Source organism: Burkholderia sp. BCC1985, from assembly GCF_905339915.1.
Taxonomy (GTDB): Bacteria; Pseudomonadota; Gammaproteobacteria; order Burkholderiales; family Burkholderiaceae; genus Burkholderia.
Window position 1 is genome coordinate 20820 of record NZ_CAJPGY010000010.1, and the last position, 20083, is coordinate 40902.

General features: G+C 66.5%; 18 protein-coding genes and 4 tRNA genes. 5 read left to right on the forward strand and 17 right to left on the reverse strand.

Features of this window, described 5'->3' with window-relative positions; genetic code table 11:
- The first annotated feature begins 67 nt into the window (after positions 1-67).
- Both U4Z31_RS12220 and U4Z31_RS12225 read left to right on the forward strand, forming a co-directional pair.
- Complete coding sequence (locus tag U4Z31_RS12220; protein ID WP_321810481.1) at positions 68-727, forward strand: helix-turn-helix domain-containing protein; 660 nt, start codon at positions 68-70, stop codon at positions 725-727.
- Complete coding sequence (locus tag U4Z31_RS12225) at positions 724-1272, forward strand: GNAT family N-acetyltransferase (RefSeq protein ID WP_044844756.1); 549 nt, start codon at positions 724-726, stop codon at positions 1270-1272. The genes U4Z31_RS12220 and U4Z31_RS12225 overlap by 4 nt, the downstream gene beginning before the upstream one ends.
- Positions 1273-1604: 332 nt before the next feature.
- Here the strand turns inward: U4Z31_RS12225 and U4Z31_RS12230 are convergent.
- The 6 genes from U4Z31_RS12230 to uvrC all read right to left on the reverse strand — a co-directional run bounded on the left by U4Z31_RS12230 (position 1605) and on the right by uvrC (position 4991).
- A tRNA-Cys gene (locus U4Z31_RS12230) sits at positions 1605-1678 on the reverse strand.
- A 101-nt stretch (positions 1679-1779) separates the two neighbouring features.
- A tRNA-Gly gene (locus U4Z31_RS12235) sits at positions 1780-1855 on the reverse strand.
- Positions 1856-1906: 51 nt separating this feature from the next.
- Positions 1907-1982 (reverse strand) — tRNA-Gly (locus U4Z31_RS12240).
- A gap of 53 nt (positions 1983-2035) precedes the next feature.
- Positions 2036-2111 (reverse strand) — tRNA-Gly (locus U4Z31_RS12245).
- 150 nt (positions 2112-2261) lie between these two features.
- Positions 2262-2849: a CDP-diacylglycerol--glycerol-3-phosphate 3-phosphatidyltransferase gene (gene pgsA, locus U4Z31_RS12250; RefSeq protein ID WP_006757520.1), complete on the reverse strand. Its 588-nt coding sequence runs from the start codon at positions 2847-2849 to the stop codon at positions 2262-2264.
- 99 nt (positions 2850-2948) lie between these two features.
- A complete protein-coding gene (uvrC, locus tag U4Z31_RS12255) occupies positions 2949-4991 on the reverse strand; it encodes an excinuclease ABC subunit UvrC (RefSeq protein ID WP_321810482.1) in 2043 nt (680 codons plus the stop codon).
- Between the two features lie 76 nt (positions 4992-5067).
- On the opposite strand from uvrC, the gene earP reads away from it, so the two are divergent.
- The 3 genes from earP (at position 5068) to U4Z31_RS12270 (ending at position 8617) form a co-directional block, all read left to right on the forward strand.
- Positions 5068-6264 carry an elongation factor P maturation arginine rhamnosyltransferase EarP gene (gene earP / locus U4Z31_RS12260; protein WP_321810483.1) on the forward strand — a complete coding sequence of 399 codons (1197 nt, stop codon included), beginning with the start codon at positions 5068-5070 and terminating at the stop codon, positions 6262-6264.
- 138 nt (positions 6265-6402) lie between these two features.
- On the forward strand, positions 6403-6960 hold the full coding sequence (efp, locus tag U4Z31_RS12265; protein WP_044844759.1) for an elongation factor P: 558 nt from the start codon (positions 6403-6405) through the stop codon (positions 6958-6960).
- Between the two features lie 271 nt (positions 6961-7231).
- Positions 7232-8617: a sigma-54-dependent transcriptional regulator gene (locus U4Z31_RS12270; RefSeq protein ID WP_044844760.1), complete on the forward strand. Its 1386-nt coding sequence runs from the start codon at positions 7232-7234 to the stop codon at positions 8615-8617.
- Between the two features lie 155 nt (positions 8618-8772).
- Here U4Z31_RS12270 and nagZ read toward each other — a convergent pair whose 3' ends face one another.
- The 11 genes from nagZ to U4Z31_RS12325 form a co-directional block, all read right to left on the reverse strand.
- On the reverse strand, positions 8773-9801 hold the full coding sequence (gene nagZ, locus U4Z31_RS12275; protein ID WP_321810484.1) for a beta-N-acetylhexosaminidase: 1029 nt from the start codon (positions 9799-9801) through the stop codon (positions 8773-8775).
- Positions 9802-9817: 16 nt separating this feature from the next.
- Positions 9818-10255, reverse strand: coding sequence for a holo-ACP synthase (acpS, locus tag U4Z31_RS12280; RefSeq protein WP_044844762.1), 438 nt, complete (start codon positions 10253-10255; stop codon positions 9818-9820).
- 69 nt (positions 10256-10324) lie between these two features.
- Entirely contained in the window at positions 10325-11101 is a 777-nt protein-coding gene (gene pdxJ / locus U4Z31_RS12285; RefSeq protein ID WP_321810485.1) for a pyridoxine 5'-phosphate synthase, read from the reverse strand.
- Positions 11098-11937, reverse strand: a complete 840-nt coding sequence (gene recO, locus U4Z31_RS12290) for a DNA repair protein RecO (RefSeq protein WP_321810486.1) — start codon at positions 11935-11937, stop codon at positions 11098-11100. The genes pdxJ and recO overlap by 4 nt, the downstream gene beginning before the upstream one ends.
- A complete protein-coding gene (gene era, locus U4Z31_RS12295) occupies positions 11924-12823 on the reverse strand; it encodes a GTPase Era (protein WP_006476493.1) in 900 nt (299 codons plus the stop codon). The genes recO and era overlap by 14 nt, the downstream gene beginning before the upstream one ends.
- A gap of 60 nt (positions 12824-12883) precedes the next feature.
- The gene (rnc, locus tag U4Z31_RS12300; protein ID WP_321810487.1) at positions 12884-14179 is read right to left on the reverse strand and encodes a ribonuclease III; all 1296 of its coding nucleotides are present in this window, start codon (positions 14177-14179) and stop codon (positions 12884-12886) included.
- Between the two features lie 153 nt (positions 14180-14332).
- Positions 14333-15226, reverse strand: a complete 894-nt coding sequence (gene lepB, locus U4Z31_RS12305) for a signal peptidase I (RefSeq protein WP_124487453.1) — start codon at positions 15224-15226, stop codon at positions 14333-14335.
- A 16-nt stretch (positions 15227-15242) separates the two neighbouring features.
- Positions 15243-17036: a translation elongation factor 4 gene (gene lepA / locus U4Z31_RS12310; protein ID WP_321798419.1), complete on the reverse strand. Its 1794-nt coding sequence runs from the start codon at positions 17034-17036 to the stop codon at positions 15243-15245.
- Positions 17037-17259: 223 nt separating this feature from the next.
- The gene (locus tag U4Z31_RS12315; RefSeq protein WP_044844767.1) at positions 17260-17496 is read right to left on the reverse strand and encodes a glutaredoxin family protein; all 237 of its coding nucleotides are present in this window, start codon (positions 17494-17496) and stop codon (positions 17260-17262) included.
- Positions 17497-17503: 7 nt separating this feature from the next.
- Positions 17504-19009 (reverse strand): DegQ family serine endoprotease, encoded by a 1506-nt coding sequence (locus tag U4Z31_RS12320; RefSeq protein ID WP_321810488.1) that lies wholly within the window; start codon positions 19007-19009, stop codon positions 17504-17506.
- Between the two features lie 16 nt (positions 19010-19025).
- The gene (locus U4Z31_RS12325; RefSeq protein ID WP_321810489.1) at positions 19026-20078 is read right to left on the reverse strand and encodes a MucB/RseB C-terminal domain-containing protein; all 1053 of its coding nucleotides are present in this window, start codon (positions 20076-20078) and stop codon (positions 19026-19028) included.
- Positions 20079-20083: the final 5 nt, after the last annotated feature.

The window sequence follows — 20083 nt, forward strand, 5'->3', positions numbered from 1 at the left end:
GCCAGCGAATCGCCGATCCGGGATCCCGTTGACATCGAATTCCAACTTGCTGGAAAATAAATCCATCATGAAAGAATCAATCGACGCCCCTGGCGACGACACCGGCATCAACGAACGCATCGCCCGGCGCGTGCGCGAGCTGCGCACGCTACGAGGCTACACGCTCGATGCGCTCGCCGCGCGTTCCGGCGTCAGCCGCTCGATGATCTCGCTCATCGAGCGCGCGTCGGCGAGCCCGACGGCCGTCGTGCTCGACAAGCTTGCGGCCGGTCTCGGCGTGTCGCTGGCCGGGCTGTTCGGCGGCGATCGCGACGACGCGCCCGCGCAACCGCTCGTGCGGCGCGCGCAGCAGGCGGAATGGCGCGATCCGGCGTCCGGTTACGTGCGGCGCAACCTGTCGCCCCCCGGCTGGCCGTCGCCGATCCAGCTCGTCGAGGTCGATTTCCCGCCCGGCGCGCACGTCGCGTACGACTCCGGCGGGCGCGAAAGCGCGCTGCATCAACAAATATGGGTCATCCACGGGCGCGTCGACGTCACGTGCGGCGACCAGCTTCACGAACTTCACGAAGGCGACTGTCTGGCCATGCGCGTCGATCAGCCGCTGATTTTCAGCAATCCGTCGTCGCACGTCGCGCGCTATGTCGTCGCGATCTGCGATGTCCCCGCCGCCGCCGGCGCGCGGAGTGTTTCATCCGTTCAAGGCCGACAGGCGCAGGAGCCCGCATGAATTCCCCGAAACCGCGCGAAGACGTGCGCCTGATCGATTGCAGCGAGGCCGAGCATGCCGCGGCCATCCTCGACATCCTGAACGACGCGATCGTGAATTCGACCGCGCTGTACGACTACCGGCCGCGCCCGCCGGAAGCGATGGTCACGTGGTTCGCGACGAAGCGCGCCGGCGGTTTTCCGGTCGTCGGCGCGGTGGATGAGTCGGGCACGCTGGTCGGCTTCGCGAGCTGGGGCACGTTCCGCGCGTTCCCCGCGTTCAAGTACACGGTCGAACACAGCGTGTACGTCCACCGCGACCATCGCGGCCGCGGGCTCGGCGAACTGCTGCTGCGCGAGTTGATCCGGCGTGCGCGTGAAGCCGAAGTGCATGTGCTGGTCGGCTGCATCGATGCGACCAACGGCGGCAGCGTCGCGCTGCACACGCGCCTCGGCTTCGTGCACTCGGGCACGATCACCGAAGCCGGCTTCAAGTTCGGCCGCTGGCTCGATGCGGCGTTCTATCAGCTGAGGCTCGACACGCCGGCTCGGCCGGTCGATGGCTGATCGGCATCGCCGAATGTCTGGCACGCGCATGATGACGCGGACGGCCGCAGCCGCGGTCCGGAAAACGGCATCGACACCCCGTCGGATCTCGAATCGGAAATTCGCAAACAGGTTTTAGACGAACCGGCCGACGGCAACAATCCGAATCGCGGGACGATCACGCTGCCGATCCTGAACAGCAAGGGCCGGCATCTGCTCGCGATTTACGACTATGGCGGCAAGAGCACGTCGACGTGCGAGCGGGTGACGCTGACGTATCCGGCGGAGTAGCCGCGCGGATCGAGCGCAGAAAAAAGAAAAGCCCCGCCGAGGCGGGGCTTTTCCTTTCTTGCTGGAGGCGCGAGCCGGAGTCGAACCGGCCTAAACGGCTTTGCAGGCCGCTGCATAACCGCTTTGCTATCGCGCCAAAAGCGGACTGTCCGGATGCCGTTGAGGCAAGCGACAGATTTTTTATTCGAGGACCATCAGTCCATCAAATAAAAAGGGAAGCGTGGCTTCCCCATGACTTGGAGCGGGAGACGAGTCTCGAACTCGCGACCTCAACCTTGGCAAGGTTGCGCTCTACCAACTGAGCTACTCCCGCATTGTCCTGCACCTGCAGCGCTTTGCCTTACAACACGCTGCCAGAAAAATCTGGAGCGGGAGACGAGTCTCGAACTCGCGACCTCAACCTTGGCAAGGTTGCGCTCTACCAACTGAGCTACTCCCGCATGTGTCCTGCATCTGCAGCGCTTTGCCGTACAACACGCTGCCAGAAAAAATCTGGAGCGGGAGACGAGTCTCGAACTCGCGACCTCAACCTTGGCAAGGTTGCGCTCTACCAACTGAGCTACTCCCGCGTATTGCTGCGCTACTTCTACTGCTTCCCCGTCACACACTTACTTCGTCGTGCAGCGGAGAAGCGAGATTATGTCGAAGGCACATTCGTGTGTCAAGGGCTTTTCCAGCCCTTTTTCCAAAAAACTGCGAACCGACCGTGCAGGGGCCGGTCACGCACCGCCGCGCTCGCGAATCTGCGGCCATGCGAGCTTCATGTAGTACAGCATCGACCAGATCGTCAGCACCGCGGCGAGGTACATCAGCCACTCGCCCCACACGCGCGTGTCGATCGTCGCGATGCCGAGCGGCAGCGGGCCGTAGTACAGCAGCATCGGAATCGCGACCATCTGGCACGCGGTCTTGAACTTGCCGAGCTGGTTCACCGCGACGCTCTTCGACGCACCGATCTGTGCCATCCATTCGCGCAGCGCCGAAATCGCGATCTCGCGGCCGACGATCACGAGCGCGATCGCCGCATCGACCCGCGAAATCTGCACGAGGATCAGCAGCGCGGCCGTCACCATCAGCTTGTCCGCGACCGGATCGAGGAACGCGCCGAACGACGACGTCTGGTTCCACTTGCGGGCGAGAAACCCGTCGAACCAGTCGGTCAGCGCGGCGAGGATGAAGATCGCCGCCGCCGCGAGGTTGCGGTGCGCGCCGCCCATCACCGTGTCCGGCAGATAGAACACGCCGACGACGAGCGGGATCAGCACGATCCGTACCCACGTCAGGAAAATCGGGAAATTGAACGGCATGGCATGCGGGTCAGTAAAGGATTCGCAATTGTGCCGTGTCGACCGGCCTGCCACAAGAACGCGAGATCGCGCTCGGGCGTGGCCGGTCGCACGGCCGGATCAGTGAAGCTGCTTGTAGATCTGCTCGGCGAGCGCGTGCGAGATGCCGTCGACGCTCGCCAGCTCCTCGACGCTCGCCGCGACGACACCGCGCAGCCCGCCGAACCGCGCAAGCAGCCGCTGCCGGCGTTTCGCACCGACCCCTTCGAGCTCCTCGAGCCGCGAGGTCTGGCGCGCCTTCGCCCGTTTCGCGCGCATCCCGGTGATCGCGAAGCGGTGCGCCTCGTCGCGGATCTGCGCGACGAGCATCAGCGCGGCGCTCTCCTTGCCGAGTTCGAGCGGCGTGCGGCCGTCCGCGAACACGAGCGTCTCGAGGCCGACCTTGCGCCCCTCGCCCTTCGCGACGCCGACCAGCATCGACGTATCGAGCCCGAGCTCGGTGAACACCTGGCGCGCGATCTCGACCTGCCCCTTGCCGCCGTCGATCAGCACGATGTTCGGCAGCAGGCTCGATGCCTCGGCCTGGCGCGTCGATTCGCCGTCGATGCCGGCCGCATCGTCGGCGGCCGCCGCCTGCGCGGCCTGCTCGACCATCTTCTCGTAGCGGCGCGTCAGCACCTGCCGCATGGCCGCGTAATCGTCGCCCGGCGTGATGCCGGTGATGTTGTAGCGACGGTACTCGCCCGACTGCATCTTGTGATGGTGATAGACGACGCACGACGCCTGCGTCGCCTCGCCCATCGTATGGCTGATGTCGAAACATTCGATCCGCAGCGTCGCGAGATCGTCGCTTTCGAAGCCGAGCGTTTCCGCGAGCGCGCGCGTGCGCGCCTGCTGCGAACCCTGCTCGGACAGCAGCCGCGCGAGCGCGATCTGCGCGTTCTGCTCGGCCATCGACAGCCACGCGCGCCGCTGCCCCTGCGGCTGCCGCACCAGCGAGACCTTGTGACCGGCCTGCTCGGACAGCAGCTCGAGCAGGTCGCGGCTCGCGGGCGCATGGCTCACGACCAGCACGGGCGGCACGCGATTGCCGAGATAGTGCTGCGCGATGAACGCATCGAGCACCTCGGCCTCCACCGACGCGCCCGCGTCACGCGCGGCGGCAGCGTCTTCCGCGGGCCGGTCGGGCAACGCCGCAGCGGTGTCGCCGGCAGCCTCCGCTGCGTCGGCCTCGCCCTCGGCCTCGTCGCCGAGCCCGCCTTCGGCCAGCGTCAGCGCACTTTCGACGTGCGCCGGGAAATAGGCCTTGTCGCCGAGATGCCGGCCGCCGCGCACCATCGCCAGGTTCACGCACACGCGTCCGCCCTGCGCGACCACCGCGAGGATGTCGACGTCGCTGTCGCTGCCGACCTCGATCGCCTGCTGGTGCAGCACCGTCGCGAGCGAGCTCATCTGGTTGCGCACGGCGGCTGCCTGCTCGAACTTCAGCTCGGCCGCGAACGCGTGCATCTTCTGCTCGAGTTCCTTCATCACTTCCGATTGCCGGCCGAGCAGGAAGCGCGCGGCGTTCGACACGTCGATCGCGTAGTCGTCCTCGGAAATCGCGCCGACGCACGGCGCCGTGCAGCGCCCGATCTGATGCAGCAAGCACGGCCGCGTGCGATTGTTGAAGACCGAATCCTCGCAGGTGCGCAACTGGAACACGCGCTGCAGGATCTGGATGCTCTCGCGCACGGCCCACGCGCTCGGGAACGGCCCGAAATACTGGTTCTGCTTGTCGACCGAGCCGCGGTAGTACGCCATGCGCGGAAAGCGGTGCGCGGTGAGCTTCAGGTACGGATACGACTTGTCGTCGCGAAACAGGATGTTGTAGCGCGGCGCAAGCGCCTTGATCAGGTTGTTCTCGAGCAGCAGCGCCTCCGCCTCCGAGCGCGTGACGGTCGTCTCGATGCGCGCGATGCGCGTGACCATCATCGCGATGCGCGGCGACAGCTGCGTCTTCGTGAAATAGCTCGAGACGCGCTTCTTCAGGTCGCGCGCCTTGCCGACGTAAAGCACGGCGCCCGCCGCATCGTAGTAGCGGTAGACGCCCGGCATGTGCGGCAGTTGCACGAGGATCTTCTTCGGTTCGAACGGGGTGTCGGCGGCTTCTGGGGATGTCATGCGCGATTCGGGTGCCTTGTGGCGCGGAACGGGTCCATTAGAATCGCCAGTTTAGAGCATTCACCGGTCCGCTTCGATGCCCCGCACCGCCCCCGCCTCCCCTGCCTCTCCTGCGCCGCTCGCACCCGACGAACCGATCGCGTGCGACCTCTTCTGCACCGTGATCGACAACTTCGGCGACATCGGCGTGTGCTGGCGCCTCGCCCGCCAGCTCGCGCACGAGCACGGCTGGCAGGTGCGCCTGTTCATCGACGACCTGCGCACGTTCGCGCGGCTGCTGCCGGGGGTCGATCCCGATGCGGGGCGGCAGACGCTCGACGGCATCGTGATCGAACACTGGCATGCGGAAGTCGGCGACGCACTGGAGATCGCCGACGTCGTGATCGAGGCCTTCGCGTGCGAGCTGCCCGGCGCGTATCTCGCGGCGATGGCGCGCCGCGCGCGCCGCCCGGTGTGGATCAACCTCGAATACCTGAGCGCCGAGGACTGGGTCGCCGATTTCCATTTGCGGCCGTCGCCGCATCCGCGCTATCCGCTGCTGAAGACGTTCTTCTTCCCGGGACTGTCGGCCGGCACGGGCGGCGTGCTGAAGGAACGCGACCTCGACGCGCGCCGCACGGCCTTCGAAGCCGACGCGGCGGCGCGCACTGCCTGGTGGCGGCATGCGACGGGCGACGCGCCACCGGCGCCGGGCACGACCGTTGTCAGCCTGTTCGCGTATGAGAATCCGGGCGTCGACGCGCTGCTCGCGCAGTGGCGCGACGGCGCGTCGCCCGTCGTCGCGCTCGTGCCTGCCGGCCGCGTGTCGCCGGCCGTCGCCCGCTTCTTCGGGGTCGAATCGTTCGGCGCGGGCGCGCGCGCAAGCCGCGGCAATCTGACCGCGTACGGGCTCGCGTTCGTCCCGCAGGCCGACTACGACCCGCTGCTGTGGGTGGCCGACGTCAACTTCGTGCGCGGCGAGGACTCGTTCGTCCGCGCGCAGTGGGCGCGCAAGCCGTTCGTGTGGCACATCTACCCGCAGGCCGACGATGCGCACCTGCCGAAGCTCGACGCCGCGCTCGCGCATCTGTCGGCCGGCCTCGCCGATGCGCCGCGCGCGGCGCTCGGGCGCTTCTGGCATGCATGGAACGGCGCCGGCACGCCCGACTGGGCCGATTTGCTGCAACATCGTGCCGCACTGGACGCGAACGCGGCGCGCTGGGCCGACGCGCTGGCGAGCGTCGGCGATCTCGCCGGAAAGCTGGCGGAATACGCAAAATCTCAGTTAAAATAAGCGGTTATCCGACGGCTGACCACGCAAGCGCTCGCGTTTGGGGCTCTTGGCACCTACCGGAACGCACCGCCGCTTGCGCCGTCAGCCGTTGCGCAACGCTCAGGCACCTATTTATTTGATTGGATCAGGACAGTTTTTATGAAGACCGCACAGGAACTCCGCGTAGGCAACGTCGTGCAGATCGGCAGCGAAGCATGGGTCATCGCAAAGGCGGAATACAACAAGTCGGGCCGCAACTCCGCCGTCGTCAAGATGAAGATGAAGAACCTGCTGACGAACGCAGGCCAGGAATCGGTCTACAAGGCTGACGACAAGTTCGACGTCGTCGTGCTCGACCGCAAGGAAGTGACGTACTCGTACTTCGCCGATCCGATGTACGTGTTCATGGACGCCGACTACAACCAGTACGAAGTCGAAGCGGAAATGATGGGCGAAGCGCTGAACTACCTCGAAGACGGCATGGCGTGCGAAGTCGTGTTCTACAACGAGAAGGCGATCTCGGTCGAACTGCCGACGATCCTGGTTCGCGAGATCACCTACACGGAACCGGCCGTCAAGGGCGACACGTCGTCGGGCAAGGTGCTGAAGAACGCCAAGCTCGCAACGGGCTTCGAACTGCAAGTGCCGCTGTTCTGCAATACCGGCGACAAGATCGAAATCGATACGCGTACGAACGAATATCGCAGCCGCGCGTAATCGCCTGCGATTGCCGGATCGAACAAAGCGCCCTTCGGGGCGCTTTTTGTTTGTCTGGCGTCAACAGCAACGGGCGTCGGCACCATGGACAGCACGAAATCCAGCATTAAAGGTATTCAATTTGTATCATCGGTAACTGTTTTATAGCGTGAAAGAAATAATGCACGTCAGGCGTTCAGCGGGGCATAAAATCAGTTTTTAATCTGACATGCGGCTGCGGCCGGCTCCGATGGCCGACAGCCCGCCTCTCTTGACTCGACTCGCGTCCACCATGCCACACGCCCTGATTGTCGAAGACGATCCCAACAGTCTGTCCGGCCTGACCGCGCTGCTCGCCGCAGACGGCTTCTCGGTCGACACGGCCACGTCGCTCGCCGAGGCACGCACGGCGCTCGGCCGCTCGATTCCCGATGTCGTCCTGGTCGACCTGAACCTGCCGGACGGCAGCGGATTCGACCTGCTCCAGCACCTGCCGCAGCAGCAACCGAACGGCTCGCTGCCGGTGATCGTGCTGACGGGCAACGCGACGGTCGAGAGCGCGATCGAAGGCCTGCGTCACGGCATCTGGGACTACCTGCTGAAGCCGATCAACATTCCGCGCCTGCGCAGCCTGCTGGCCCGGATTCCGCGCCCCTACGAACTGATCGACGAAGTGCGGACGCTGCGCGCGTCGCTGCGCCACCTCGGCCGCTTCGGCGCGCTGGTCGGCCGCAGCGAGGCGATGCAGCACGTGTACGACATGATCGAGCACAACGCGGGCACCGAAACGGCCGTGCTGTTCACCGGCGAAGCCGGCACCGGCAAGAAGCTGGCCGCGCGCACGCTGCACGACCTGAGCCGGCGCCGCAAGGGGCCGTTCGTGTCGTTCGACTGCCGCACGATCGCCCAGGCCGGACGCCACGGCGCGTCGCTCGACAGCGTGCTGTTCGGCCATGAACGCGGCGCGTTCGACGGTGCCGAGCGGCGCGAGTCGGGCCTGTTCGAACAGGCCGGCGGCGGCACGCTGTTCCTCGACGAGATCACCGCCCTGCCGCTCGTGCTGCAGGAAGCGCTGCTGCATGCGCTCGACTCGCAGAACTTCATGCGGATCGGTGGCACGAGCTCGATCGCGAGCGACTTCCGGCTGATCGCGACCACGCGCCGCCCGGCCCGCGAGGCGGTCGCGAACGGCATGCTGCGCGAGGATCTGTGGCTGCGTCTCGATGCGGCGTCGATCACGATGCCCCCGCTGCGCGAACGCGACGGCGATGTCCTCGCCATCGCGGACGCGCTGATCGACGACCTCAACCGCGAAGCGCGCGGCACCGGCCGCAGCACGACCGACAAGCGCGCGGCGCCGGGCTTCGTGCGCGAATGCGTGTCCTACGAATGGCCCGGCAACGTGCGCGAACTCCAGGAGCGCGTGCGCTTCGCCTATGACGCATCCGGCGATTTCATCGAAACGCTGCGCGCGGGCGAAGCAAGCTTCGCGGCCGGCGCCGCGCTGAACGGCAGCAGCGTGCAGATCAAGGTCGGCACCCCGCTGTCCGACGTCGAGGATCTGCTGATCCGCGCGACGCTCGACGCGGTCGGCGGCACGCGCCATCGCGCGGCGACGCTGCTCGGCATCAGCCCCAAGACGCTGTACAACAAGTTGCAGCGGATGAAGGTCAACTGACCGCGCCGCCGTTGTTCGGGGCGCCGGCCGGAACTGACGGTTAGTTGCGCAAAGACGTGTCGCCCCGCGCTTCGCCGTCAAAGCAAAAAGCCGCGCTCTTGCGCGGCTTTTTGCTTTCGGCAACGGGACCGGCGGCCTCGCGCCGCCCTTCCCGCTTACGCCAGTGCGCTGCTCAACAGCGCCTGCGCCTGCAGATACTCAGGCTGCGCGATCAGCTTGTCCCACTTGAGCGGCTTGCCGCGCGCCCGCATCCGCTTGATGCGCCGCACCGACTCGGCCGACGCCTGCGCCTTCAGGCCGTTCAGCACGACTTCGGCCGCATCCGGCTGGTTGCAGACGAGCACCATGTCGCAACCGGCGGCGAGCGCCGCGTCGGCCGCCTGCGTGAGCGTGCCGCCCTCGCGTGCCGCCTCCATCGACAGGTCGTCGCTGAAGATCGCGCCCGTGAAGCCGAGCTGCCCGCGCAGGATGTCCTGCAGCCACACGCGCGAGAAGCCGGCCGGCCGCTTGTCGACCTGCGTGTAGATCACGTGTGCGGGAATCACCGCGGTCAGCGACAGGCCGAGCCAGTCGTACGGCGCGACGTCCTGCTTGAGGATCGCGTCGAGCGGCCGGTCGTCGGTCGGCAGCGCGACGTGCGAATCGGCTTCCGCGAAGCCGTGCCCCGGGAAATGCTTGCCGCAGTTCGCCATGCCCGCGAGCGACAGCCCGTGGTTGAGGCTCTTCGCGAGCAGCGTGACGACGCGCGGGTCGCGATGAAACGCACGATCGCCGATCACCTTCGAGTGCCCGTAGTCGAGATCGAGCACCGGCGTGAAGCTCATGTCGATGCCGCATGCGCGCAGCTCGGCCGCCAGGATGTAGCCGACCGCGGTCGCGACCTTCGTCGCGAGCAGCACGTCGCGGTCCCACAGTTCGCCGAGGCGGCGCATCGCCGGCAACACCGTGAAGCCGTCGGTGCGGAATCGCTGTACGCGGCCGCCTTCGTGATCGACGGCGATCAGGATGTCCTCGCGCACCGCGCGGATCGAGTCGGTCAGCGCGGTGAGCTGCGCACGGTTCTGGAAATGCCGCGCGAACAGGATCACGCCGCCGGTGTTCGGATGCGCAAGGCGCCGCGCATCGTCGCGCGACAGGGCCGTGCCGACGACGTCGAGCATGACCGGGCCGGGAGTCGTTTTCATCGAATCGGAAAGTCCGTCAGGGAGTGGTTCGGGAAACAGGTGCGGGTGCAGGCGGCGCTGCGTCGGTCTCGGCGACCACGAACGACACCGCGTAGTCGCGTTCGTCGCTGACCGTCACGCGCGCCGTGATGCCGCGCGCGGCGAGCCAGTCGGCCAGTTCACCCGACGCGACGACGTACGGTTCGCCGCTGCGCTGGTTGAGGGTCTGCAGCGCGCGCCACGTCATCGGCCAGTGCATGCCGAGCCCGATCGCCTTCGAGAACGCTTCCTTCGCGGAAAAGCGCGTCGCGAGAAACGCGATGCCGCGCGCCTCGGAGCGCGCGCGGCGCGCATGGAACACGCGCAGCTCGTCGGGGCCCAGCACCTTCTCGGCAAACCGGCCGCCCGTGCGCTCGAGCACGGCCGCGATGCGGCTCACCTGGACGATGTCGGTACCGATGCCGTAGATCGCCATGTCAGCGCCCGCCGTGACGCACGGACGACGCCGGGTGACGAGCGAAGCGCGCGCGCACGGAATGCATCGTCAGCGCGCGCCGCCGTGCAGCGCGGCCACGCGCGCGGCGACCATGATCGCCTTCATCTCGCGCACCGCGTTGTCCCAGCCCGCGAAGATCGCGTGCGCGACGATCGCGTGGCCGATGTTCAGCTCGACGATGCCGTCGATCGCGGCGATCTGCTGCACGTTCGTGTAATGCAGTCCGTGACCGGCGTTGACCTTCAGGCCCAGTTGCGCGCCGGCCTGCACGCCCGCGACGATGCGTTCGTATTCGCGCTGCTGCTCGACTTCGTCGTGCGCATCGGCATAGCGGCCGGTATGCAGCTCGACCACCGGCGCGCCGGCTTCGTGCGCGGCGCGGATCTGCGTTTCGTCCGGATCGATGAACAGCGACACGCGCACGCCGGCGTCGGCGAGCTGCCGGCATGCCGCACGCACGGCCTCGAAGCGGCCGGCGACGTCGAGACCGCCTTCGGTCGTCAGTTCCTCGCGCTTCTCGGGCACGAGGCACGCGTCGTGCGGACGCACTTCGCATGCGATGTCGAGCATCTCGGCCGTCACCGCGCATTCGAGGTTCATCCGCGTCTTCAGCAGCGGGCGCAACGTGCGCACGTCGGCGTCGACGATGTGGCGGCGGTCCTCGCGCAGGTGCAGCGTGATCGCGTCCGCACCGGCCTCTTCGGCCGCGAGCGCCGCGCGGATCGGATCGGGATAGGCCGTGCCGCGCGCGTTGCGCAGCGTCGCGACGTGGTCGATGTTCACGCCGAGGTCGATGACGGTGGGCGTTGTCAGGAAGAAGCTCATAGGTTTTGCAGGTCGATCAGGATCTGACGCGTGGCAAGCGGCGTACCGCCGAGATAGGTGTTCAGCAGGAAGCGCATCAGCGTCTTGCTTTGCGCGACCGTCTGGGCTCGATGGTAATCGTCCTGCTCCATGTCGAGCAACGTCTGTCCGGTAATCACCGGCCAGTGCGACGGCACGTCGTCGTCCGCATTGCGCACGCCGCGCTCGGGATCGAACACGTAGCGACGATCGGGCTCGACCGCCCGGCGCGCGACCGTGCGGTTCAGCGCCATCGCATAGCCAGTCTCGCGCAGCAGCACGCGCTCGAACGAGCGCAGCACCTGCACCGCGGGCTCGCCGTGCGCGAGGCGCGTCAAGGTCAGCACGTAATGATTGAAGAGCGGCGGCTGCGGATCCTCGCGCGCGCAGAATTTCACGAGCAGCTCGTTCGCGTAGAAGCCGCACAGCAGCCCGTCGCCGCCGAGCGGCAGCATCCCGCCGACCCACTCGGCGCCCGTCAGCGTGCGCACTTCGGATTTGCCCGACCAGGACAGCAGCAGCGGCTGGAACGTCTGCAGCACGCCGCGCAGCGCGGAGTGCGGGCGCTTCGCGCCCTTCGCGACGAGCGCGAGCCGGCCGTGATCGCGCGTCAGCACGTCGGTGATCAGGCTCGTTTCACGGTACGGATAGCTGTGCAGCACGAACGCCGGCTGCTCGGCGACGCGGAAATCGGACGTGCGAGAGGTCGCGCGCCGCGCCTTGCGACGCGGCGGTTCGGGCGGTGCCGGCAATGGCGCGTCGTTCGCGCCGGCGGTCACCGCATCTTCGGTCGACGTCAGCGCGTCATTCGTACCCATAGGCGCGCAGCCCCGCCTCGTTGTCGGCCCAGCCGCTCTTCACCTTCACGAAGGTCTCGAGGTACACGGGGCCGTCGAACAGCTTCTCCATGTCCATCCGCGCCTCGGTGCTGATTTGCTTGAGCTTCTCGCCCTTCTTGCCGATCACCATCGCCTTGTGCGAATCGCGTTCGACGAGGATCGTCGCAAAGATGCGCTTCAGGCGCCCTTCCTCCTCGAACTTGTCGATCAGGACGGTGCTCGTGTACGGCAGTTCGTCGCCGGTCCAGCGGAACACCTTCTCGCGCAGGATTTCGGCCGCGAGAAAGCGCGAGCTGCGGTCGGTCAGCTCGTCCTCGCCGTAGATCGGCTCGCCTTCCGGCAGGTACGGCTTGATCGTGTCCAGCAGGCGCTTGATGTCTTCCGGCTTCTGCGCCGACAGCGGCACGAGCTCGGTGAATTCGCGCAGCTCGCTCACCTTCTGCATGAACGGGAACAGCGTGGCCTTGTCGTTCACGCGATCGATCTTGTTCGCGATCAGCAGCGTCGGCATGCCGGGCGGGATCAGGTCGAGCACCTTCTGGTCGTCGGGCCCGAAGCGGCCGGCCTCGATCACGAACAGGATCACGTCGACCGACGTGAGCGTCGACGTGACCGCGCGGTTCAGCGAGCGGTTCAGCGCGGTGCTGTGACGGGTCTGGAAGCCCGGCGTGTCGACGAACACGAATTGCGCGTCGTCGAACGTGTTGATGCCGGTGATGCGATGGCGCGTGGTTTGCGCCTTGCGCGACGTGATGCTGATCTTCTGGCCGACGAGTGCGTTCATCAACGTCGACTTGCCGACGTTCGGGCGGCCCACGATCGCGATCATGCCGCAACGGAAACCGGTAGGAGCGGGAGTGTTCATATCGTTTGGGAGACAGGTTCGGAAACGGCCGCGCGACGCGCGGCACGATCGATGGGCAATTCAGTGATCGGCATCGGCCACGCGCGCCTGCGCGGCAGCGAGGCTTGCGCCGCCCTGCGGCGCCTCGGGGCCGGGCGCCGCGGCGTCGCGGGCGCGCGGCGTCGCACGCGAAGCGGCGTCGGAACCGGCAGCAGGCTTGTCGGTGGGCGACACAGCCGGATCGGTCGCCTGGCCCGCCGGCTTGTCGGCTGCACGGGGCGCGCCTTCGGCTGGCTTGTCGGCGCGTTCGGCAGGCTTGTCCGCCGCGCGCGCGCCGGGTTCGCTGCGATCCGCGGGCTTGTCTGACGGTTTGTCGGTCGCCTTGTCGGCAGGTTTCTCGGCAGGCTTGTCGGCCGTCGGTTTCGCGGGCCGGTCGGCCTTGTCCGCGGCGGTATCGACATGCGCCGCGCGAATCGCGGCCATCGGCGCCTGCGCCGGCCGGTCGCCCGGCTGTGCGCCGGCATCGGCCGCTGCGGACGCGGCAGCGGCCGCCTTCGCGTCGCGCGCCGCTGCACGCTCCTTGCGTTCCGGAGAACGCAGGTCGAGCGCTTCCTGCACACCCTTCACGCCGGGCACGATTTCAGGCTCGACATGCTTCGACCCGCGTGCGTTCTTCGAACGCTTCGGCTTCGAAGCGAGCATCGGCGCGGCTGCCAGCACCTCGTCGAGCGCCTTCTTCGCGGCGGCCTGCTCGGCCGCCCGCCGGCTCGCGCCGGAGCCCGACACCTTCACGTCGAGCTTCGGCACCGTGCATTCGACCTCGAACTGCTGATTGTGCGCCGCACCATGGGTCGCGACGACCGTGTAGGTCGGCAGCGCGATCTTGTGCCCCTGCAGGTATTCCTGCAGCAGCGTCTTCGCGTCCTTGCCGAGCGTGCGCGGATCGATGTGGTCGAGAATCGGGATATAGAGGCGCTTGATGACCCCTTGGGCGGCTTCGAAGCCGCCATCGAGGAATACCGCCCCGATGATGGCTTCGAACGCGTCCGCGAGGATCGACGGGCGACGGAAGCCGCCGCTGCGCAACTCGCCCTCGCCCAGCCGCAACCCTTCGGAAATATTCAGGGCCTGAGCGATTTCATACAGCGACTGCTGCTTGACGAGGTTGGCGCGCACGCGCGACAGGTCGCCTTCGTCCAGCTTGCTGAAACGCTGGAACAAAAGGGCGGCCACCGCGCAATTCAGAACGGAATCGCCGAGGAACTCGAGCCGTTCGTTGTGCGTGGCACTGTGACTGCGATGGGTCAAAGCCTGGCGCAACAATTCCGCATTGCGAAATTCGTAGCGCAGCCGGCTTTCCAACTGGGATAGGGGCATGTGCAGGAGTATAACGCGGGCGCCGGTCGGGCCGAAACGGCACGGCCGGACGCGAAAAGGCGTGACGAGGCGGTGTTGCCGCCGGTTCTTAAAGTAGTTCGGCAATACGCGACGCGGCCCGTGCGTCGCGCATTGCGTGCGAGTCGAATACGGTCAGTTGAAGGAACCGATGCGCTTCAGGTCGCCGAAGTTCATCCAGATGAAGAACGCACGGCCGACGATGTTGTTGTCCGGCACGAAACCCCAGTAGCGGCTGTCCGCGCTGTTGTCGCGGTTGTCGCCCATCATGAAGTAGTGACCGGGCGGCACCTTGCAGATCACGCCGCGGCTGTTGTACGTGCAGTTGTCGCGATACGGATAGTCGTAGGCGCCCATCACGAACGGCGGCACGGCGGGATTGTTGAGGATCGCGTTCTTCTTCGTGCCGATCGTTTCCTCGAACTGCTTCGCATAGTTCTGGCGCTCGTCGTCGAAGAAATCCGGCAGCGGCGTTTCGGGCACCGGCTGGCCGTTGATCGTCAGTTGCTTGTCCTGGTAAGCGACCGTGTCGCCCGGCAGGCCGATCACGCGCTTGATGTAGTCGACCGACTCGTCCTTCGGATAACGGAACACGACGACGTCGCCGCGCGACAGCGGGCTGCCCTGCGTGATCTTGGTGTTCGTGATCGGCATGCGCAGGCCGTATTCGAACTTGTTGACGAGGATGAAGTCGCCGACCAGCAGCGTCGGCACCATCGAGCCCGACGGGATCTTGAACGGCTCGACGATGAACGAACGCACGACGAACACGGCCAGGATCACCGGGAAGAAGCTCGCGGTGTACTCGAGCCACCACGGCTGGCGCAGCTTTTCGTCGCGCAGCTTCGAACGCGTCTGCCCCGCGTTTTCGTCCGCGAAACGCTTGTCGATACGCGACTGCTGACGATCGAACTCCTCGATCGCCGCGTCGGCCGCCTTGCGCCGCTGCGGCAGGAACACCAGTTTGTCCAACACCCACGCTACGCCCGTCACGACGACGAGCACAAAAAGAATCAGCGCAAAATTCATAAAAGGATCAGTCCTGTTATTTGTCTTCGACGCGCAAGATCGCGAGGAACGCCTCCTGCGGGATCTCGACCGAACCCACCTGCTTCATGCGTTTCTTACCTTCTTTCTGCTTCTCGAGCAGTTTCTTCTTTCGCGTGATGTCGCCGCCGTAGCACTTCGCGAGCACGTTCTTGCGCAGTGCCTTGATGTTCTCGCGTGCGACGATGTGCGCGCCGATCGCGGCCTGGATCGCCACGTCGTACATCTGGCGCGGAATGATCTCGCGCATCTTCGCGGCGACCTCGCGACCGCGGTATTGCGACTGCGACCGGTGCACGATGATCGACAGCGCGTCGACCTTGTCGCCGTTGATCAGCATGTCGACCTTCACGACGTCCGACGAACGGTATTCCTTGAACTCGTAGTCCATCGACGCGTAGCCGCGCGACACCGACTTCAGGCGATCGAAGAAGTCGAGCACGATCTCGGCCATCGGGATTTCGTACGTGAGCTGCACCTGGCGGCCGTGATACTGCATGTTGATCTGCGAGCCGCGCTTCTGCTCGCACAGCGTGATCACGGAACCGACGTAGTCCTGCGGCATGTACAGGTTCACGGTGACGATCGGCTCGCGCACTTCGGCAATGCGGCCGGGCTCCGGCATCTTCGCCGGGTTCTCGACCATGATCGTCGAGCCGTCGCTCTGCACGACCTCGTAGACGACCGTCGGTGCGGTCGTGATGAGGTCCATGTCGAACTCGCGCTCGAGTCGCTCCTGCACGATTTCCATGTGCAGCAGCCCGAGGAAGCCGCAGCGGAAACCGAAGCCGAGTGCCTGCGACACTTCCGGCTCGTACTGCAGCGATGCATCGTTGAGCTTCAGCTTCTCGAGCGATTCGCGCAGCGCATCGTACTGGTTCGCCTCGACCGGGTACAGCCCCGCGAACACCTGCGGCTTCACTTCCTTGAAGCCCGGCAGCGGCTCGGCGGCCGGCTTGGTCGCGTGCGTGACGGTGTCGCCGACCTTCGCGGCCGTCAGTTCCTTGATGCCGGCGATGATGAAACCCACCTGCCCCGCCGACAGCGAGTCGAGATTGCGCGACTTCGGCGTGAACACGCCGACGTGCTCGACCGGATACTGCGCGCCGGTCGCCATCATCTTGATCTTGTCCTTCGGACGCAGCGTGCCGTTGACGATCCGCACGAGCATCACGACGCCGACGTAGTTGTCGAACCACGAGTCGATGATCAGCGCCTGCAGCGGCGCGGCCGGATCGCCCTTCGGCGGCGGCACCTTCGCGATCAGCGCTTCGAGCACGTCCTCGACGCCGAGACCCGTCTTCGCGCTGCAGCGCGTCGCGTCGGTCGCGTCGATGCCGATCACGTCCTCGATCTCCTCGATCGCATTCTCGGGGTTCGCGGCCGGCAGGTCGATCTTGTTCAGTACCGGCACGACCTCGACGCCGAGCTCGATCGCCGTGTAGCAGTTCGCGACCGTCTGCGCCTCGACGCCCTGGCTCGCGTCGACCACGAGCAGCGCCCCTTCGCACGCGGACAGCGAACGGCTGACTTCGTACGAGAAGTCGACGTGCCCCGGCGTATCGATCAGGTTGAGGTTGTAGACCTTGCCGTCGCGGGCGCGATAGGACAGTGCAGCCGTCTGCGCCTTGATCGTGATGCCGCGCTCGCGCTCGATATCCATCGAGTCGAGCACCTGCGCTTCCATTTCACGGTCGGCGAGGCCGCCGCATACCTGGATGATGCGATCCGCGAGCGTCGACTTGCCATGGTCGATGTGCGCGATGATCGAGAAATTGCGAATATGATCCATTCAGTGCCGATCAAGCGAAAAAGGCGCGCTCGACGACTGCGGAGCACGCCTTGTAAGTCGGTGAAAAAACGGCTTATTTTAGCCGAAAAGGCCTTTGCCGGGCGGTAATTTGGGACGCCCGGTCAGGGACGCCCCGCCAGGGACGCCCCGCCGGAGGCCCTGGCCGGCGGGTCCGCCGCCGGAACCCCGCGCAACGCGCGGCCGGCCGGCAGCGGAGCCGTGTTCAGCGCCGGGCCGCGAGCGCGCCGCGCACCCTCGCCTCGTCGAACCGGTGGCGGCACACTTCCGTGCCGTCCAGCAACAGCACCGGCACGTCCTCGTCGTAACGCGCAACGAGTGCCGGATCCGCATCGATGTCGACGTAGTCGACCGCGATGCCGAATTCGGCCGCCACCGGCGCCAGCGCATCGCGCAGGTCGTCGCACAGATGGCACCAGCCGCGGCCGTAGAGCGTAAACATCGACGCGTTACTTCTGAACCGCGCGCGGGCGCACCGGCACGAACTGCGTGTTGTCGCCGCGCCGCACCAGCACCGCGACCGCCTTCTGCGGATCGAGCTGCGCGGTCACGTCGGCGAACTGCTTCGCGTTCGTGATGTCGGTATCGCCGACGCGCAGCACGATGTCGCCGCGCTGCAGCCCCGCTCGGGCCGCCGGGCCGTCGACGCCGTCGATCTGCACGCCGTTCTTCAGCTTCAGCGACTTCAGCTGATCCGCGGAAAGGTCGCTGACCGTCAAGCCGAGCGAATTTGCCTGGCGCGGCTTCTGCGGCGCGCTCTTGCGCTGCTCGGCCTTCGCCGTCGTCTCGGCCGGCGTCTCGGCGATCGTGATCGGCAGATCGCGCGCCTGACCCTTGCGCCACACGCTGACGGTCGCCTTGGTGCCCGGCTTCGTGTCGCCGACCATGCGCGGCAGATCCGACGCCGCATCGACCGGCCGGCCGTTGAACTTCAGGATGATGTCGCCCGGCTGGATGCCGGCCTTGTCGGCCGGACCGCCCGGTTCGACGCTGCTGACGAGCGCGCCTTCCGCCTTCGGCAGCCCGATCGAGTCGGCCACGTCCTTCGTCACCTCGCCGATCGCCACCGCGATGCGGCCGCGCGTGACCTTGCCGGTCGCCTTCAGCTGGTCGGCCACGCGCATCGCCTCGTCGATCGGGATCGCGAACGAAATGCCCATGAAACCGCCGGTGCGGCTGTAGATCTGCGAGTTGATGCCGATCACCTCGCCCTGCATGTTGATCAGCGGGCCGCCCGAGTTGCCGGGATTCACCGCGACGTCGGTCTGGATGAACGGCAGGTAATCGCCCGTGTTGCGGCTCTTCGAACTCACGATGCCGGCCGTCACGGTGTTGTCGAGGCCGAACGGCGAACCGATCGCGACGACCCACTCGCCGACGCGCACCTTGTTCGAATCGCCGATCGCGACGACCGGCAGGTTCGACGCCTGGATCTTGACGACCGCGACGTCCGTGCGGTCGTCGACGCCGATCAGCTTCGCCTTGAATTCGCGCTTGTCGGTCAGCGTCACGTAGATGGTGTCCGCGTCGTCGACGACGTGCGCGTTGGTCATCACGTAGCCGTCAGCCGACACGATGAAGCCCGAACCGACACCGCGGTTCTGCTCGGTGTCGGGCGGATTGTCCGGCGCCGGCGCGTTCTTCGGATTGCCATTGCCGCCGCCACCACCGTTGCCGGGCGCCTGCGGCAGCGGAATGCCGAAGAAGCGACGGAAGAATTCCGACATGTCGCCATTATCGAAGCCTGGCGGGAGCACGCCGCGCGGGCCGGGCGTCGGCACGTTCGCGGTGGTCCGGATGTTCACGACAGCCGGCCCGACCTTTTCGACCAGATCGGCGAAATCGGGAAGGCTGGCAGCGGGAGGCGTGACCGCGGCCGCGGTATGCGGGGCGAGCGGCAGGCAGGCACACAGCACCGCCGCCGCGAACACTTTGCGCAGCGTGAGTTTCGTCATGTCGGAAGCCGTAGCGTTACTTGGAAGCCTTGTATTCTATGGCAGACGCGAACTGCTGCAACGTAGCCGGCGGCACTTCGCCGAGCACGGTGATCCAGTAGTCGCCGCGACGCTTCACGAGCACGTGGGTCGCGCCGGTGCTGCCCGCGCCTTCCTTGCGCGTATTCTTTTCGGCCGGCTCGATGAAGACGGAGATCGTCGCGAGGCCGTCCGTGAAGACGGCCTGGTCGACCGGAATCGGCGGATCGCCGGCGTCGCGCGCGGCCATCGGCCGGCGCACCTCGCGAATCTTCCGGAAGCCGGCGATGGTCGGTGCGATCTGCCAGCCCTGCGCCTCCATGTCGACCGCCGCGACCGGCGGGCGGACCACCGTCCAGCCGCTCAGGTTGCGCATGCCGGCCGCGATCGCGGATTTGTCACCGGTCGCGCCGCCCGTCTGCAGCTGCGAAAACGCGACCTGCTCGAGCACGTGATCGCTCGCATCGAGCGTCTGTGAACGCAGCAGCAGCCCGGTGCGGGTGTCGGCCCACAGCTTGTAGGTGAAGCGGTACGCGTCCTTCGGCACGAGCTCGACCACCTGCGCGTCGATTCCGGCCACACGGTCCTTGCCGAGCAGCTTCGCGTCGTAGACGGACATCACGTGGTCACCGCCGGCACCGAGCAGCGCGGGGAACGAATCGCGCGTCTGGCGGCGCTCGACCACGCACAGCTTGCGCTCGGGCACGAACGTGTACAGCTCGTCGTTATGCCGCAGCACCTTGCGCGGCTTGCCGTCGAGCGACTCGATCCGCTCGAACTCGCCGTCGCGGGACGCCACATGCGCGATGCGCGACGACTGGACATACCCGCCGCGCTGGTAGACGAACGTACCCTCGTAGCTCTGCTGCTGCGCCGCCTGCTGGATGCGGTCGAGCCAGTCCGCCGCACCCTTGCGGGTCGCGACGGGATCGTCCGGTTGCTGGGCGCTGGCAGGCAGGGATTGAACGGACAACAGGGCGGCTGCGCAAAGCAGGAGAGCCGGCAGCCGCTTCCATCCGGAGATGGCGTGATTCAACTGCAATGTCCGCATCGGGT